Genomic DNA, 16,513 nt, shown 5'->3' on the forward strand with positions numbered 1-16,513 from the left:
GGTGTGCGAACGCAGGGTTTGCGCGACGCATGTTCATTCGATAATACGTCCTGATACGAATTTACGAGAAGACAGGAAGCGCGCCTTTGGCGCACATGTGCTCATGACCCAAGGCTTTCGACTTGCCGCCGCCACCGGACTCCACAAGGGAGACCGCCCCTATCAACAGGACCAGGTGTTGATGATGAGCCATCCGCGCACGCCGGGCTGTGTCCTTGGCGTCATCGCCGACGGCATGGGTGGCCGCAGCGGGGGCCGCAAGGCCTCCGACCAGGTGCTGATGACCGCGCGCCAGCTCTTCACCCGCTACCACCCCGACCGCGACGACCCCGAAGCCGTGCTGCGCCAGTTGCTCGACGACGCGCACACGGTCATCAAGCTCACCGCGATCTCCAGCGAGCAGGAGCCGCACAGCACGCTCGCGGCTTTCCTCATGAACCCCAAGGGCGACTGCGCCTGGATCCATGCGGGCGACTCGCGCATCTATCACTTCCGCGACGGGCAACTGGTCAAGCGCACGCGCGACCATTCGTACGTGCAGGCGCTGGTCGATCGCGGCCAGATCAGCGAGGCCGAGGCCAACGTGCATCCGCAGGGCAACATCCTGCTCGGGTGCCTGGGCATGGCGACGACGCCGCCGCCCATCGACCCCCACTACATCCCCAAGATGCAGCCGGGCGACCTGCTGATGGCGTGCAGCGACGGGCTCTGGCATTACTTCAGCCCCGCGGAACTGGCGAGCGTGCTGTACGCACAGTCGCCGCGCGACGCGGTCGAGATCCTGGTGGGAGAAGCGCGTCGCCGGGCCCGCGGCACGGGCGACAACATCTCGATCGCCGTGCTGAAGCTCGATCCGCTGCCGACGACGGCAACGGCCACCACCGCAACAACGGCCTGATCGCAGCAGCGGCGCCCTCAGCGCGCCGGCGATGACGCGGGCGCTGCTGGCGGCAGCGGTGCACCGCGCGGCTTCGTGCGATTGGCGTTCTGGCGCTCGCGGCTCGCCCTGTGCTCTTCCGCCTTCCTCTGTTTCTCTGCAAAGCGCTCGGCCTCGGCGGGCGCTTCGGCGCGGCGCTGTGCAGCCTTGGCCTGTGCGTCGGCATGCGCCTTTTGCTTGTCGTCGAACTGCTTCTGGCGCTCGGCGGCTTCGGCTGCGGTGGCGGCCCGACTGGCGGCATGGTCGGCAGCGCGCTGTTCGCGGTCCTTCTGGTCCTTGGCCGACTGGTCGCGCTTTTCCTGGGTGTCCGCCGGGCGTTGCGTGGCGGCCTTCTGGTCGAGCTTCTGTTGTTCCGCCGCGCCGGCGCGCTGGCGCTGGATGTCGTTGATCGCGGTTTCCTGGCGCTTGATGCTGTCGAGCTCCGTGCGCCGGCGGCCGCGGCTTTCGCGCAGGCAATCTTCAACCGCGAATTTCTTGTAGCAAGCCGTTCGCTCCTGCACGAAGCGCGCCTCGATCGCTTCGCGCTCGGCAGAGAGGCGGCTGCGCTCTGCCTCGAGATTGGCGTTGCCCGCCGCAGCGTTCGACTGCGCCCAGAGCGGAAGGCTGGCCAGGGTCATCAGCAAGGCAAGGGCAGTTTTTTTCATGTGAGTCGGGTATCGACGACGCGGCGTTCCAGGGAGAGGAACTCGCTCGACTGCATTTCGGTGAGCCGGGAAACCGTGCGCGGAAACTCGTGCGCCAGCGGACCCTCGGTGTACAACGCCTCGGGCGGAACCTCGGCCGACATGATGAGCTTCACGCGCCGGTCGTACAAGACGTCGACCAGCCAGGTGAAACGGCGTGCTTCCGAGGCCATGCGCACCGGCATGTGCGGCACGTCGGACAGGAGCACCGTGTGGAACTGGCTGGCGATTTCGAGGTAGTCGTTCTGCGAACGCGGCCCGCCGCACAGCGTCTTGAAGTCGAACCAGACCACGCCGCCGGCCTTGCGCCGTGCGCGGATCTCGCGCGCCTCGATGTGCAGCACCGGGTTTTCGTCGGCCGTCTCGGCCAGCTTGTCGAAGGCCTTGCGCATTTCTTTCTCGGCCGACGCGTCGTTCGGCGTGAGGTACATGCGCAGTTGCTCGAGCGTGCGGCGCCGGTAGTCGGTGCCGTTGTCCACGCTCAGCACTTCGAGCTTCTCGTTGAGCAGCGCGATCGCGGGCAGGATGCGTTCGCGATGCAGCCCACCGGGGTACAGGTCGTCGGGCTTGAAATTGGAGGTGGTGACGAAGCCCACGCCGTTCTCGAACAGCGACACCAGCAGTCGATGAAGAATCATCGCGTCGGTGATGTCCGCCACGTGGAACTCGTCGAAGCAGATCAGCTTGTAGCGCTTGGAAATGCGCAGCCCCAGCTCGTCGAGCGGGTTGACCGTGCCCTGCAGTTCGCGCAGTTCGCGGTGCACCTCGCGCATGAACTCATGGAAGTGCAGGCGCGTCTTGCGGCGCAGCGGCACCGCGTTGAAGAACAGGTCCATCAGGAAGCTCTTGCCCCGCCCGACGCCACCGTACATGTAGACGCCGCGCGGCAGCTCGGGCCGGTTGATGAACTTCTTCAGTGCATTCGAACGCTGGGCCTTGTACTCGGCCCATTCGTTCGCACAGCGATCCAGCGCCTCCACGGCTCGCAGTTGCGCGGGATCGCTGTGGAACCCGCGCACGGCGAGTTCCTTTTCGTAAGCCTCTTTGACGCTGGTCAATGGATCAGCGCATCAGAAGTTGAGCGTGCGCTTGTCCACGGCGAGCGCGGCTTCCTTCGTGGCTTCCGACAGCGACGGATGCGCGTGGCAGATGCGCGCGATGTCCTCGGCGCTCGCCTTGAACTCCATCGCCACCACGGCTTCGGAGATCAGTTCGCTCACCTGCGGGCCCACCATGTGCACGCCCAGAATCTCGTCGGTCGTTGCATCGGCCAGGAACTTGACCATGCCGGTCGTGTCGCCCAGCGCACGTGCGCGGCCGTTCGCCAGGAACGGGAAGGTGCCCGCCTTGTAGGCGCGGCCTTCGGCCTTGAGCTGCTGCTCGGTCTGGCCGACCCACGCGATCTCGGGGTGCGTGTAGATCACCCACGGAATCGTGTTGAAGTTGACGTGCCCATGCTGGCCGGCAATGCGCTCGGCCACGGCAACGCCCTCTTCCTCGGCCTTGTGCGCGAGCATCGGGCCGCGCACCACGTCGCCGATGGCCCACACGTTGGGCAGGTTCGTCTTGCAGTCGCCGTCCACGGTGATGGCACCGCGCTCGTCGAGCGCCAGGCCCACGGCTTCGGGGTTCAGGCCGATGGTGTTGGGCACGCGGCCGATCGACACGATCAGTTTGTCGACGTCCAGCGTCTGCGCTTCGCCCTTGGCGTTGGTCCAGGCGATGGAGACGCCCTTCTTGCCCGACTTGATCTCGCCGACCTTCACGCCCAGTTCGATCTTCAGGCCCTGCTTGTCGAAGGCCTTCTTGGCTTCCTTGGCGATCTGCTCGTCCACCGCGCCCAGGAACGTGGGCAGTGCTTCGAGCACCGTCACTTCCGAGCCGAGGCGGCGCCACACCGAGCCCATTTCGAGGCCGATCACGCCCGAGCCGATCAGCGCGAGCTTCTTCGGCACGGCGCCGATGCGCAGCGCGCCGTCGTTCGAGAGGATGTTTTCTTCGTCGAAGGCCGCACCCGGCAGCGCGCGAGCATTGGAGCCCGTGGCCACGATGATGTGCTTGCCGACGATGGTTTCCTCGGCGGCGCCCGCCACCTTGATCTCGTAGCCGCCTTCGGCGGCCTTCACGAACGAACCACGGCCGTGGAACGACGTGATCTTGTTTTTCTTGAACAGGTAGGTGATGCCGTCGTTGTTCTGCTTCACGACCTGGTCCTTGCGGGCCAGCATCTTGCCGATGTCGAGTTCGAGGCCCGACACCTTGATGCCGTGGTCCGCAAAGCCGTGGCCGGCGTGCTCGAAGTGCTCCGACGATTGCAGCAGCGCCTTCGAAGGAATGCAGCCGACGTTGGTGCAGGTGCCGCCGAGTGCGGGACCGCCCTTGGCGTTCTTCCACTCGTCGATGCAGGCCACGTTGAAGCCGAGTTGCGCCGCGCGGATCGCGGCGATGTAGCCGCCGGGGCCGCCGCCGATGACGATGACGTCGAATTGTTTGCTCATAGGGTTTCCGTTTCAGTTGTCCATCGCGCAGCCTGAATCAGGCTTCCTTCGCGAACACCGCGGAACCGGCTTTGCCGGGCCGCAGGTGTTGCCCCCGGGCGAGGGGGCTGGCGAAGCGACACGAAATGCGCGAAGACTGGGGTGGATCAGATGTCGAACAGCAGGCGCGACGGATCTTCCAGCGCTTCCTTCATCGCAACCAGGCCCAGCACGGCTTCGCGGCCGTCGATGATGCGGTGGTCGTAGCTCATGGCCAGGTAGTTCATCGGACGGATGACGATCTGGCCGTTTTCCACGACAGCACGGTCCTTGGTGGCGTGCACGCCGAGGATGGCCGACTGGGGCGGGTTGATGATCGGCGTCGAGAGCATCGAGCCGAAGGTGCCGCCATTGGAGATGGAGAAGGTGCCACCGGTCATCTCTTCGATGCCCAGCTTGCCGTCTTGCGCCTTCTTGCCGTACTCGGCGATCTTCTTCTCGATGTCGGCAAAGCTCATCTGGTCGGCGTTGCGCAGGATCGGCACCACCAGGCCACGCGGCGAACCGACGGCAATGCCGATGTCGAAGTAGCCGTGGTACAGGATGTCGTTGCCGTCGACCGAGGCGTTGATCACCGGGTACTTCTTGAGCGCATGCACCGCCGCCTTCACGAAGAAGGACATGAAGCCGAGCTTCACGCCGTGTTCCTTGGTGAAGCTGTCCTGGAAGCGCTTGCGCAGTTCCATGACGGGCGCCATGTTCACTTCGTTGAAGGTCGTCAGGATCGCGTTGGTCGACTGCGACTGGATCAGGCGCTCGGCGATGCGGGCGCGCAGGCGGCTCATCGGCACGCGCTGCTCAGGGCGCTCGCCCAGATCGGACGAACCGACCGGTGCGGCGACCTGCGGCAGCGCGGGCTTGGCGGCCGGTGCGGGGATAGCAGCGGCGGCAGGCTTGGCGCCCGAAGCCACGGCGCCGAGCACGTCGCCCTTGGTCACGCGGCCGTCTTTGCCGGTGCCGGCCACGTCGCCGGTCTTGAGGTTGTTGTCAGCCAGCAGCTTGGCAGCGGCAGGCATGGCAACGTCCGACTTCGAACCGCCGGTGGCGGCGGCTGCAGCGGCTGCCGGAGCAGCAGCGGCCGGTGCCGGGGCGGCGGCGGCGGGTGCTGCGGCTGGAGCAGCGGCGCCAGCCTTGCCTTCGGTGTCGATCTTGGCGATCAGCTGGTCGGCCACCACGGTGGCGCCATCGGGTTGCACGATTTCGGCCAGCACGCCGGCCGAAGGCGCGGGCACTTCCAGCACGACCTTGTCGGTTTCGATCTCGATCAGGATTTCATCGACGGCGACGGCTTCGCCGGCCTTCTTCTTCCAGGTGAGCATGGTGGCTTCGGCCACGGATTCGGAAAGCTGGGGGACTTTGACTTCTACGATAGACATTTGGAGATTGCTCCGTGTTTTTCTTGAGGGTGTTCGTGTGAAAAGAGGCTTGTTTTACTTGGTCAGCACGAAGCCCTTGAGCTTGCCAAATGCGCCATCGACGAGCGCCTTCTGCTGTTCCTGGTGCAGGTGCGAGTACCCCACCGCCGGCGATGCCGAAGCGGCACGGCCGGAGTAGCCGAGCTTCTGGCCTTCCTGCATGTTTTCGTGGATGTAGTGCTGCACGAAGAACCAGGCACCCTGGTTCTGCGGCTCGTCCTGGCACCACACCACGTCGGCGAGGTTCGGGTACTTCTTGATCTCGGCAGCGAAAGCCTTGTGCGGGAACGGGTAGAGCTGCTCGACGCGGATGATCGCCACGTCGTCGTTGCCCTGCTCTTCGCGCTTCTTGGCCAGGTCGTAGTAGACCTTGCCCGAGCAGGCGATCAGGCGCTTGACCTTCTCGGCCTTCAGGCCCTTGCTGTCGGGAATGACGGTCTGGAAGCTGCCCTTGGTGAACTCGGACAGCGGCGAGGTCGCGTCCTTGTTCCGCAGCAGCGACTTGGGCGTCATGATGATCAGCGGCTTGCGCAGGTTGCGCACCATCTGGCGGCGCAGCACGTGGAAGATCTGGCTGGCCGTGGTGGGCTGCACCACCTGCATGTTGGTGTCGGCGCTCAGCTGCATGAAGCGCTCCAGACGCGCCGAGCTGTGCTCGGGGCCCTGGCCTTCGTAGCCGTGCGGCAGCATCATCGTGAGGCCATTGACGCGGCCCCACTTCACTTCGCCCGAGGCGATGAACTGGTCGATCACCACTTGCGCGCCGTTCACGAAGTCGCCGAACTGGGCTTCCCAGATGACCAGCGTGTTCGGATCGTTCGAGGCGTAGCCGTATTCGAACGCGAGCACGGCTTCTTCCGACAGGATCGAGTCGATGACGACGAACGGCGCCTGGTTTTCAGCCACGTTCTGCAGCGGCGTGTAGGTGCCTTCGTCGAACTTCTCGCGGTTCTGGTCGTGCAGCACGGCATGGCGGTGCGTGAACGTGCCGCGGCCCGAGTCTTCGCCCGACAGGCGCACCGGGTAGCCGCTGGCCACCAGCGAGGCGAAGGCCATGTGCTCGCCCATGCCCCAGTCGATGTTCACGTCGCCGCGACCCATGGCGGCGCGGTCGTCCAGCACCTTCTTCACGAGCGGGTGCACCGTGAAGCCGGCCGGCACCGTGGTGATCTTCTCGGCCAGGCGCTTCCACTCGCTCGAGGGAATGGCGGTGTCGCCGGCGTCGGTCCACTTCTTGTTGAGGTACGGGCTCCAGTCGACGGCGTACTTGCTCTTGAAGTTGGTGAGCACCGGATCGACGGTGTTCTTGCCTTCGTCGAACGCGGCGCGCTGCGCCTTGACCATGTCGTCGCCGAGCGTGTCGCCCAGGCCCTGCGCGGCCAGCTTGTCGGCGTACAGCTTGCGCGTGCCGGGGTGCTGGGCGATCTTCTTGTACATGAGCGGCTGGGTGAGCGAGGGCGTGTCCTGCTCGTTGTGGCCGAGCTTGCGGAAGCAGATGATGTCCACGACCACGTCCTTCTGGAATTCCATGCGGAATTCCAGCGCGAGCTGGGTGGCGAGCACCACGGCTTCGGGATCGTCGCCGTTCACGTGCAGCACCGGCGCCTCGATCATCTTGACGATGTCCGAGCAGTACAGCGTCGAGCGGCTGTCGCGCGGGTCGCTGGTGGTGAAGCCGATCTGGTTGTTGATGACGATGTGCACCGTGCCGCCCGTGAAATAGCCACGGGTTTCGGCGAGCGCCAGCGTTTCCATCACGACGCCCTGGCCGGCGAAGGCCGCGTCGCCGTGCACCAGCACGGGCAGCACCTGCTTGCCTTGCGGGTCGGCGCGGCGGTCCATGCGAGCACGCACCGAGCCTTCGACCACGGGGTTCACGATTTCAAGGTGCGAGGGGTTGAACGCGAGGCTCAGGTGCACCGGGCCGCCGGGGGTGGTCACGTCCGAGCTGAAGCCCTGGTGGTACTTCACGTCGCCGCTGGGCAGGTCTTCAGGGGCGGTGTGGTCGAACTCGGCGAACAGGTCGGCCGGCATCTTGCCGAGCGAGTTGACCAGCACGTTCAGGCGGCCGCGGTGGGCCATGCCGATCACGATTTCCTGCACGCCCTTGGCGCCGGCCTGGTTGATGAGCTCGTCCATCGAGACGATGAAGCTCTCGCCGCCTTCGAGCGAGAAACGCTTCTGGCCGACGTACTTGGTGTGCAGGAAGCGCTCGAGGCCCTCGGCCGCGGTCAGGCGGTTGAGCACGTGCTTCTTCTGCTCGGCGCTCAGCTTCGGGTTGGTGCGTGCGCTTTCGAGCTTCTGCTGCCACCAGCGCTTGTGGTTCTGGTCGGTGGTGTACATGTACTCGGCACCCATCGTGCCGCAGTACGTTTCGCGCAAGGCGTTGAGCAGGTCGCGCAGCGACATGGTCTCCTTGCCGAAGAAGGTGTTGCTGGTGTTGAACACCGTCTCGAGGTCGGCATCGGCGAAGCCGTAGAACGAGGGCTCGAGTTCCGGAATGGCCGGGCGCTCGGCGCGCTTGAGGGGATCGAGGTCGGCCCAGCGTGCGCCGACGTTGCGGTAGGCAGCGATCAGCTGCTGGACGGCGGTGCGCTTGCGGCCGAGTTCGGAGTCGGCACCGCTGGCCTGCACGACCTTGGTCGTGCCCTGCTTGGCGCGTTCGGCGAAAGCGTTGATGACCGGCAGGTGCGGGACGTCGCGGGTGTTGCTGCCGTCGGCGGCGGGAACGTTCTGCAGGGCGTCGAAGTACGAACGCCAGTTGTCGGGAACGCTGCCGGGGTTGGAGAGGTAGTTTTCGTACATCTCCTCGACATAGGGCGCGTTGCCGCCGAAGAGGTAGGTGTTGCCTTGATAGGCGGTGTACGCCGTGGGCGTAGAGGAATCGCTCATGATCCGCTGACCTTCGCTTCCCTGAAGGAAGCACTAGCTGGTTAAGAAACCTTCCGCGACACGGCTGAACCGATTGGCGGATGCGACTGTGGCTGGGGAAGGGCCTGAGTACCTTGGCATTGTGCCACGTCAACCATATGACGGTTCGACGCGGCTTCGCAAGGCCCGCGCGGCCTCATTCAGGGCGAAGAAAGTAACTGTTTGATCTGCTGCAGCGTGGCGGGGTCGTCGATGGTGGTCAGGTCGCCCGGGTCGCGCTCTTCGCACACGGCCTGGATGGCGCGGCGCAACAATTTACCGCTGCGGGTCTTGGGCAGGCCGGAGACGAAGCGCACGCGGGCAGGCCGGGCCAGCGCGCCGAGTTGATCGGCCACCACTTTCATGATCTCGCCCTCGAGCCTCAACGCCGCATCGGCATCGGTCACCGCGCGGCCGTCCTTCGGCACGACAAAGGCCATCGCCACCTGCCCCTTGAGCGCGTCGGCCACGCCGACCACCGCGACCTCGGCCACGTTGGCGTGGCCCGAGATGCTCTCCTCGATCTCGCGCGTGCCGAGCCGGTGGCCCGCGACGTTGATCACGTCGTCGGTGCGGCCCAGGATGTAGAAGTAGCCGTCCGCATCGCGGATGCCCCAGTCGAAGGTCGAATAGACCATCTTGCCGGGCACGCTCTTCCAATACGTGTCGACGAAGCGCTTGTCGTCCTTCCACACGGTCTGCATGAAGCCCGGCGGCGTCGGCCCCTCGACCACGACCACGCCCTTCTCGTTCGGCGCGGTCAGTTCCTCACCTGTCGATTCGTGAAGGATCTTGATCCGGTAGCCATACATCGGGATGCCCGGGCTGCCGAACTTGCTCGGTTTGGCCTCGACGCCATTGGCGATGGTGATCATCGGCCAGCCCGATTCGGTCTGCCAGTAGTTGTCGATGATCGGCACACCCAGGCCTTCGCTGATCCAGCGCGCGGTCGGTTCGTCGAGCGGCTCGCCCGCGAGGAACAGCGCGCGCAGGGTCGAGAGGTCGTATTTCTTGAGCAGCGCCGGGTCCTGCTTCTTGAGCACCCGCACCGCGGTGGGCGCGCTGAACATCACCGTCACCTTGTACTTCTCGACCAGGCGCCACCAGATACCGCCGTCGGGCTGCCGGTCGATGCCTTGGGTGGGGAGGCCCTCGTACATGATCGTCGCCATGCCGGCGATCAGCGGGCCATAGACGATGTAGCTGTGCCCCACGACCCAGCCGATGTCGCTGGTGGAGAAATACGTTTCACCGGGCCGGCCGTCGAAGATGTGCTTCATGCTCGCGGCCAGCGCCACCGCATAGCCGCCCACGTCGCGCTGCACGCCCTTGGGCTTGCCGGTGGTGCCGCTCGTGTAGATGGTGTAGCTGATGTCGGTCGAGGCAAGCCAGGTGCAGGGCACTTGCGCATCGATGTGTTTCTGGCGGAGTTCGCCGGCCAGGTGGTCGCGGCCGGCGGTCAGGTCCATGGGCGCGAGGCCGCGGTCGGTGAGCAGCACGGCGGCCGGCTTGTACTTCGACAGGCGGATCGCCTCGTCGAGCAGCGGCTTGTATGCGATGACCTTGCCGCCGCGCGAGCCAGCATCGGCGCTCACGACGACCTTGGGCTCGGCGTCCTCGATGCGCGTGGCGAGCGAACCGCTCGCGAAGCCGCCGAACACCACGCAATGGATCGCGCCGATCCGCGCGCAGGCCAGCATGGCGAAGGCGGCCTCGGGAATCATCGGCATGTAGATGAGCACGCGATCGCCCTTCTCCACGCCCAGCTCGACGAGGCTGGCGGCGGTGCGCTGCACCTCGGCGTGCAGTTCGCTGAAGCTGTAGCTCTTCTCGACGCCGGTCTCGGTGGAAACGAAGATCAGCGCCGGCTGCTCGCTTCGCGCGGCCAGATGCCGGTCGACCGCGTTGTGACACAGGTTGGTCGTGCCGCCCACGAACCAGCGCGCAAATGGCGGCTGGCTGGCGTCGAGGATCTGCTCTGCGGGGGCCTGCCAGTCGATCAGCTTCGCCTGCTCGGCCCAGAAGGCCTCGGGCGCGTCGATGGACTGGCGGTAGAACTCTTCGTAGCGGCTCATCTCGGCTTGTCTCCTGTTATTCGTCCTGTTCCGGCAGCCTCGCCAAAACTGAATTCATAATTATGGAGACCGATCTTGCAGCAAGCTGACGGCCGGAACAATCCGGCCGAGCCCTGCCCGGCAAGCCGCGATTCGGCTATCGGACCAGCGCGAGCACTTCAGGAAATGCGGGGTGTTCCGCGGTGCGCAGCCACTCGAAGGCAACCATCTCGGTCGTCACGAGCTCGGCACCAGCGCCGGCCAGCCGGTCGAAGGCGGCGTCGCGGTTGCGCTCGGTGCGCGAGCCGCATGCGTCGGTGACGACCCAGACCTCGAACTCGTCTTCCAGCAGGTCCAGTGCGGTCTGCAGCAGGCAGACATGGGCTTCGCAGCCGGCGATCACGATGGTGTTGCGCTCTTCGGCCGCGGCCGCGGGCTTCTGCAGATGCTTGGGCAGGCTGCGGGCATTGCCCTGCGGCGCCTTGGCCGGCACGCGCAGCCATTCGCCCAGGCCCTCTTCCACCCCGCTGAAATGCATCTTCGGCAGGGTGCGCTGGCACAGCGCGCGGATGTCGGGCACGTTCTCGCCCAGCTTGGAGGGGTTGTGCTCGGTGCCGAACACCGGCACCTCGAACAGCCGCGCCAGCTTGCCCAGGCGCACCGCGTTCTGCACGACCGATTCGCCCTCGAAGATCGCCGGCATCAGCCGCGCCTGGTAGTCGACCAGAACGAGTTGGGAGAGCGAGGCGTCGAGCAGCATGAACGGGGTCTTTCAGGTATCGGTTGAATTGGGCTGAACCGTACCACCGAAAAGATCGGGTTGGCCCACCTCCACGGCCTCGCCGGCATCTTCATTCATCGCCGTGGCGGCGGATCGCTGCGTCAGTTGCGCCAGATAGGTCTTGAACAGGGCATCGGCCGACTGCCGGAACATGCGGATGCGGCCGGTGTGCTGCATCAGCAGCAGGCCGACGCCGTGCGCAAAGAGGGCCGTGTTCTCCTGCAGCGCGAGGGCCGCATCGAGGCCCATGGCGAGCAACGCGTCTTCGCAGGGGCGCAGCGCGTCGTAGAGGCGATCGTTCAGTTCGTGGTCCAGCTCGCTGGTCAGCCCGCGGGGACGCATGCCGTGGACCAGATAGAAGCCGAGGTCGAGGTCGCGCGGGTTCGCCGCGTAGAAGTCGAACCAGGCTTGGGCCTTGGCGGCCAGGGTCTTGTCCGGCCTGGACTTGGACACCTTCGCCTCGGCCACGGCCGCCTGCAGGCGCAGCAGCGATTCATCGAGCAAGGCGGCGTAGATCGCCTCCTTGCTCTCGAAGTACGAATAGATGGCCCCCGGCGTGTAGCCGGCCTTCTTCGCGATCTCCCGGATGCTCGCGCCCTCGATTCCCGCTTCCGAAAACACCGCGCGGGCAGCGTCGAGCACCAGGGCACGGCGGGCGTCGGTGAGGGTCTGGCGGCGTTGGAGCTTGGCGTGCATGGGCGGCACTATATGCCTCGGATTACGTTTTCGTTCATATTTTTTAACATTGATATAAAAAATGAACAGTGTTTAAATATTTGTGCCGACGATCAAGAATCACGGAGACAAACGATGAACGCCCCACTCCCCGCCACCCTCATGTCCGGCGCCGACTACCGCGAATCGCTGCGCCGCTACAGCCCCCATGTGTTCGTCGACGGCCGCCGTGTCGACAGCGTGGCCGATGAAGCCGCCTTCCAGCCCGGCATCAATGCCATCGCCCTCACCTACGACTACGCGCTGAAGTCCGGGTACGAGCCCCTGATGACCGCCGTGCAGCACACCAGCGGCAAGCGGGTGAACCGGCTCTCGCACATCAACACCAGCTCGGGCGACCTGCTCAACAAGCTGGAGGCCGTGCGGCTGGTCTGCCAGGAAACCGGCTGCGCCCAGCGCTACCTGACGCACGATGCGCTCAACGCCATTGCCCAGGTGTCGGCCCGCATCGACGACGCCCGCGGCAGCACCGAGCACACCGCGCGCTTTCGCGACTACCTGCACCGCGTGCAAGACCAGGACCTGACCCTCGGCGTCGCCATGACCGACGCCAAGGGCGACCGCAGTCGCCGGCCGCACGAGCAGGCGAACGTCGACAGCTACCTGCACGTGGTCGAGCGCAATGCGCGCGGCATCGTCATCTCGGGCACCAAGGCCATCGTGACCGGCGCGCCCTATGTGCACGAGCTGCTGGTCATGCCCTGCCGCAACATGGGCCGCGAAGACGCCGACTTCGCCGTGTGCTGCGCCGTGCCGCTGGACGCACCCGGCCTCACCATCGTCGCGCGACCGGCCGGCCGCCCCGGCGAGAAGCTCGAACACGGCGACGCCCTCTTCAGCCGCAAGTACGGCCAGAGCACCGGCGTGTGCATGTTCGACAAGGTGTTCGTACCGTGGGAGCGCGTGTTCTACGCTGGCGAATGGGAGCACTCCGGCCACCTGACCTACAGCTACGCCACCCACCATCGCCACAGCTGCATCGGCGCCCGCGCGGGTTTCGGCGACCTGCTCATCGGGGCCGGCGCGTTGATGTGCGAGGCCAATGGCTTCGACCCCGGCAAGGAAAGCCATCTGCGCGAGCAGATGGTCGAACTGATCACCATCACCGAGAGCTTCTTCGCCTGCGGCGTGGCCGCCAGCGTCTACGGCAAGGCCGACGCGCACTGCGAGGTCTTCATGCCCGACCCGGTGTTCAGCAACATCGGCAAGCTGCTGCTCGCCACGAAGATCTACGACATGCACCGCATCGCGCACTACGTGAGCGGCGGCTTGCTCGTCACCCTGCCCGGCCCCGACGAAGACCACAACCCCGAGACCGCCGCCCGCCTCTCGGACGTGCTGCGCGCCAACCCGGCGATTCCCTACGAACAGCGCATCGAGACCGCCCGCTTCATCGAAGACCTCACGGCCGGCTACCAGGGCGGCTGGTACAGCGTGATCAGCCTGCACGGCGGCGGCTCGCCCGCGGCAATGAAGCAGGAGATCTGGCGCAACTACCCGGTCGGCTCCAAGGTCGAGCTGGTCGAGCGCATCCTGGAACGCGGCATTGCGGCCGATGGCTCGCCCGCCGCAGCGCCGCACGATCCGGCACGCGCCATCACGAAGAACCGCCAGCCCGGCAAATGCTGCGACACCGGTTGCACCACACCCGGCCAGCCGGTGATGGTCGACCTGCCAACCTCGCTGCGCGCCTAGACTCCGGCGGATGCGGATTCTTTCGACGGCTCTTTGTGCGGCGCTGCTGGCCACCGGCTGCGGCGGCCTGCGCACGGCCAAGGTGCCGCTGGACACCACGCTCGAAAAAAGCACCTGCACGGCAAACGCCGACACGCTCGTGGTAATGCTGCCCGGCGCGTACTCGCACCCCGACGAGTTCGTGCGCGAAGGCTTCATCGCGGCGCTGAACGACAACCGGCTCGCGGTGGACGTGATGCGGGTCGACGCCCACCTGGGCTACTACAACAACAAAACCATCCTCGACCGCCTGAGCCAGGACGTGATGGCACCGGCGCGCGGCCAGGGCTACAAGTCGATCTGGGTCGTCGGCATCTCGGTCGGTGGCTTCGGCGGATTGCTCTATGCGCAGACGCACCCCGGCGAACTCGCGGGCCTCATCACGCTTGCGCCCTACCTCGGTGAACGCGGCCTCAGCACCGACATCTCGAATGCCGGTGGCATCGCCCGCTGGACCGGGCCGCTGGGCGCCCCGCCTGGCAGCGACCCGCGCACGCCGAACGAAACACAGCTCTGGCAATGGCTGCGAGGCTATGTCGGCACTACCGCCACCTTCGGCGCGCGGCCGCCGCTCTATCTCGGGTACGCGGTCGATGACCGCTTCGCCTTCAGCCATCGGCTGCTGGCGGCCGCACTGCCTGCGGATCGCGTCTTCACGACGGAAGGCGGCCACGACTGGCCCGAGTGGACGCGGCTCTGGCGCCGCATGCTGCCGACCCTGCCCTTGCCGGGCTGCCCCGGCTGAAGCGCAGCTTCAGTTCGGACGCAGGCGCAGCAACTTGCCGTCGGACTCATCCGTCAGCACGTAGAGCAGACCATCCGGCCCCTGCTTCACATCGCGGATGCGTGCCCGGCCGTCGGCCAGCAGCTTGTGCTCGGCGACCACCTTGCCGTCCTTCAGCTCGATGCGGTCGAGGTAGCCGAACTTCAGCGAGCCCACGAAGAGGTTGCCCTTCCAGCCGCCACCGTAGCGATCGCTCGTCAGAAATGCCATGCCCGATGCCGCGATCGACGGCACCCAGTAGTGCAGCGGCTGCTCCATGCCGTCCCTGGCGGTGATGCCGTCGCCGATCTTCCCGCCGCCGTAGTTCTCGCCGTAGGTGATCACCGGCCAGCCGTAGTTGCGGCCGGCCTGCGGAATGTTGATTTCGTCGCCGCCCTGCGGGCCGTGCTCGGTCATCCAGAAGCGGCCATCGGGCGCGAGCGCCGCGCCCTGCCCATTGCGGTGGCCGTAGCTCCAGATCTCGGGCAGCGCGCCCGCATTGCCGACGAAGGGGTTGTCCTTCGGCACCGAGCCATCCTTGTTGACGCGCACCACTTTGCCGAGGTGGTTGTCGAGCTTCTGCGCATCGTCCTTGCGGCTGAAGCGGTCGCCCAGCGTGAGAAACAGCGTGCCGTCGCGCGCCTCGACAATGCGGCAGCCGAAATGCGAGCGGCTCGCCACCTTGGGTTTCTGGCTGAAGATGATCTTCAGGTTCTCGAGCCGGGCGCCGTCGGCAGACAACTGCGTGCTCGCCAGCGCGGTGCCGTTGCCCGACCCGCTGGCCTCAGGCTCGGAAAAGCAGAAGTACAGCGTGCGGTTCTTCTCGAAGCCCGAGTCGGCCAGCACGTCGAGCAAACCGCCCTGGCCACCCGCCGCGATGGCGGGCAAGCCTGCGATGGGCGCGCCGATCTTGCCGTCCGCGCCGATCAACCTCAGTCGCCCGGGGCGCTCGGTCACGAGGTAGCGGCCGCCGGGCAGAAAGCTCACACCCCAAGGGTTCTCGAGGCCGGATGCCACCGTTTCAGGCCGCGCCTGCGCCAAGGCGAAGCCGCAAAAACCCAAGCCAGCGACCACGGCAGTGCGGTGCACGAGGCGAATAACGACCTTAGATCGAAAGTTCATGTCTTTTCCGGGTAGTTGAGACCATCTTGGCGGGAAATAGCGCCAACGCCCAGCCCTTCCGACAGTTCACCCCGACGATGAAGGCCCATTCGAAGCGAATCACTTATGGACCATAAAGGTCGACCGTTACATTTTTTCTTCGGCCGGATCGAAAAACATCAAGCGAATCAACGATTTGCAGACATATTCGCTAATTCAGATTAAATTGACATAACCGCGCGTCATCAATATCCTACGCGCCATGCGTTTTTTCGTCCTACCCGCGTCCCTCCTGTTTGCCCTCGCTGCCCACGCAGCCCCCCAACAGGACCGTACCGATGACGAGATGGCCCGCTTGCTCGTAGACAAAGGTCTGATCGGGCAGTTGCAGCAGGTCCGTCAAACAGTCACAGAGCGAACGTCCGACCTGGTGGTGACCGCCATCGGTTTCCTGGGCGTTCCATACCGCCGCGGCGGCAACACGGCGGAATCCGGTTTTGATTGCAGCGGATTCGTCCGCGCGATGTACAACCAGACCGTTGGCCACATGCTCCCCCGCCGCGCCGAAGAGCAAGCCGCCGCCACCGAAAAAATCGACCGCAGCCAGCTCAAGCCCGGCGACCTCGTGTTCTTCAACACCATGCGCCGCGCATTCAGCCATGTCGGCATCTACGTCGGCGAAGGCAAGTTCATCCACTCCCCCCGCTCGGGCGCCCAGGTTCGTGTCGAAGACATGAACGGCAGCTACTGGCAACGCCGTTTCGACGGCGCTCGCCGCGTGCTCGGCGGCGCACCGACCGAAGAGATCAAGGCCGCAGCAGCCAGCGCCCGCACCGGCGACTGATCTCCCCCCCCTTCCGATT

The 16,513-nt window shown here is 65.7% G+C and carries 13 protein-coding genes; 4 read left to right on the forward strand and 9 right to left on the reverse strand.

Translation table 11 applies throughout. The annotated features are described in order from the left end of the window. Positions 1-103 precede the first annotated feature (103 nt). Complete coding sequence (locus J2W23_RS07010; RefSeq protein ID WP_176656779.1) at positions 104-898, forward strand: PP2C family protein-serine/threonine phosphatase; 795 nt, start codon at positions 104-106, stop codon at positions 896-898. A gap of 17 nt (positions 899-915) precedes the next feature. Here the strand turns inward: J2W23_RS07010 and J2W23_RS07015 are convergent, their stop codons facing one another. The 8 genes from J2W23_RS07015 to J2W23_RS07050 all read right to left on the reverse strand — a co-directional run bounded on the left by J2W23_RS07015 (position 916) and on the right by J2W23_RS07050 (position 12,013). After that, the gene (locus tag J2W23_RS07015) at positions 916-1,581 is read right to left on the reverse strand and encodes a hypothetical protein (RefSeq protein ID WP_307648183.1); all 666 of its coding nucleotides are present in this window, start codon (positions 1,579-1,581) and stop codon (positions 916-918) included. Continuing rightward, positions 1,578-2,678 (reverse strand): cell division protein ZapE, encoded by a 1,101-nt coding sequence (gene zapE / locus J2W23_RS07020; protein ID WP_307648184.1) that lies wholly within the window; start codon positions 2,676-2,678, stop codon positions 1,578-1,580. The genes J2W23_RS07015 and zapE overlap by 4 nt, the downstream gene beginning before the upstream one ends. Before the next feature lie 12 nt (positions 2,679-2,690). Next, a complete protein-coding gene (lpdA, locus tag J2W23_RS07025) occupies positions 2,691-4,118 on the reverse strand; it encodes a dihydrolipoyl dehydrogenase (protein WP_307648185.1) in 1,428 nt (475 codons plus the stop codon). Positions 4,119-4,264: 146 nt separating this feature from the next. Then, entirely contained in the window at positions 4,265-5,533 is a 1,269-nt protein-coding gene (gene odhB, locus J2W23_RS07030) for a 2-oxoglutarate dehydrogenase complex dihydrolipoyllysine-residue succinyltransferase (protein ID WP_307648186.1), read from the reverse strand. 54 nt (positions 5,534-5,587) lie between these two features. Further along, positions 5,588-8,464: a 2-oxoglutarate dehydrogenase E1 component gene (locus J2W23_RS07035; RefSeq protein ID WP_176656774.1), complete on the reverse strand. Its 2,877-nt coding sequence runs from the start codon at positions 8,462-8,464 to the stop codon at positions 5,588-5,590. 179 nt (positions 8,465-8,643) lie between these two features. After that, the gene (locus J2W23_RS07040; protein ID WP_307648501.1) at positions 8,644-10,611 is read right to left on the reverse strand and encodes a propionate--CoA ligase; all 1,968 of its coding nucleotides are present in this window, start codon (positions 10,609-10,611) and stop codon (positions 8,644-8,646) included. A gap of 82 nt (positions 10,612-10,693) precedes the next feature. Beyond that, positions 10,694-11,296, reverse strand: coding sequence for an isochorismatase family protein (locus J2W23_RS07045; protein ID WP_307648187.1), 603 nt, complete (start codon positions 11,294-11,296; stop codon positions 10,694-10,696). 12 nt (positions 11,297-11,308) lie between these two features. After that, positions 11,309-12,013: a TetR/AcrR family transcriptional regulator gene (locus tag J2W23_RS07050; RefSeq protein WP_176656771.1), complete on the reverse strand. Its 705-nt coding sequence runs from the start codon at positions 12,011-12,013 to the stop codon at positions 11,309-11,311. 114 nt (positions 12,014-12,127) lie between these two features. Here J2W23_RS07050 and J2W23_RS07055 point away from each other — a divergent pair, with 114 nt between their 5' ends. Then, positions 12,128-13,747 carry a 4-hydroxyphenylacetate 3-hydroxylase family protein gene (locus J2W23_RS07055; protein ID WP_307648189.1) on the forward strand — a complete coding sequence of 540 codons (1,620 nt, stop codon included), beginning with the start codon at positions 12,128-12,130 and terminating at the stop codon, positions 13,745-13,747. Between the two features lie 10 nt (positions 13,748-13,757). Beyond that, on the forward strand, positions 13,758-14,531 hold the full coding sequence (locus J2W23_RS07060) for an alpha/beta fold hydrolase (RefSeq protein WP_307648190.1): 774 nt from the start codon (positions 13,758-13,760) through the stop codon (positions 14,529-14,531). A 9-nt stretch (positions 14,532-14,540) separates the two neighbouring features. On the opposite strand, the gene J2W23_RS07065 is transcribed toward J2W23_RS07060, so the two are convergent. Beyond that, entirely contained in the window at positions 14,541-15,671 is a 1,131-nt protein-coding gene (locus tag J2W23_RS07065; protein WP_307648191.1) for a PQQ-dependent sugar dehydrogenase, read from the reverse strand. Positions 15,672-15,912: 241 nt separating this feature from the next. On the opposite strand from J2W23_RS07065, the gene J2W23_RS07070 reads away from it, so the two are divergent. Beyond that, positions 15,913-16,494: a C40 family peptidase gene (locus J2W23_RS07070; protein ID WP_176656767.1), complete on the forward strand. Its 582-nt coding sequence runs from the start codon at positions 15,913-15,915 to the stop codon at positions 16,492-16,494. Positions 16,495-16,513 lie beyond the last annotated feature (19 nt).

Origin of the sequence: Variovorax boronicumulans (assembly GCF_030812215.1) — a bacterium.
Taxonomy (GTDB): Bacteria; Pseudomonadota; Gammaproteobacteria; order Burkholderiales; family Burkholderiaceae_C; genus Variovorax; species Variovorax boronicumulans_C.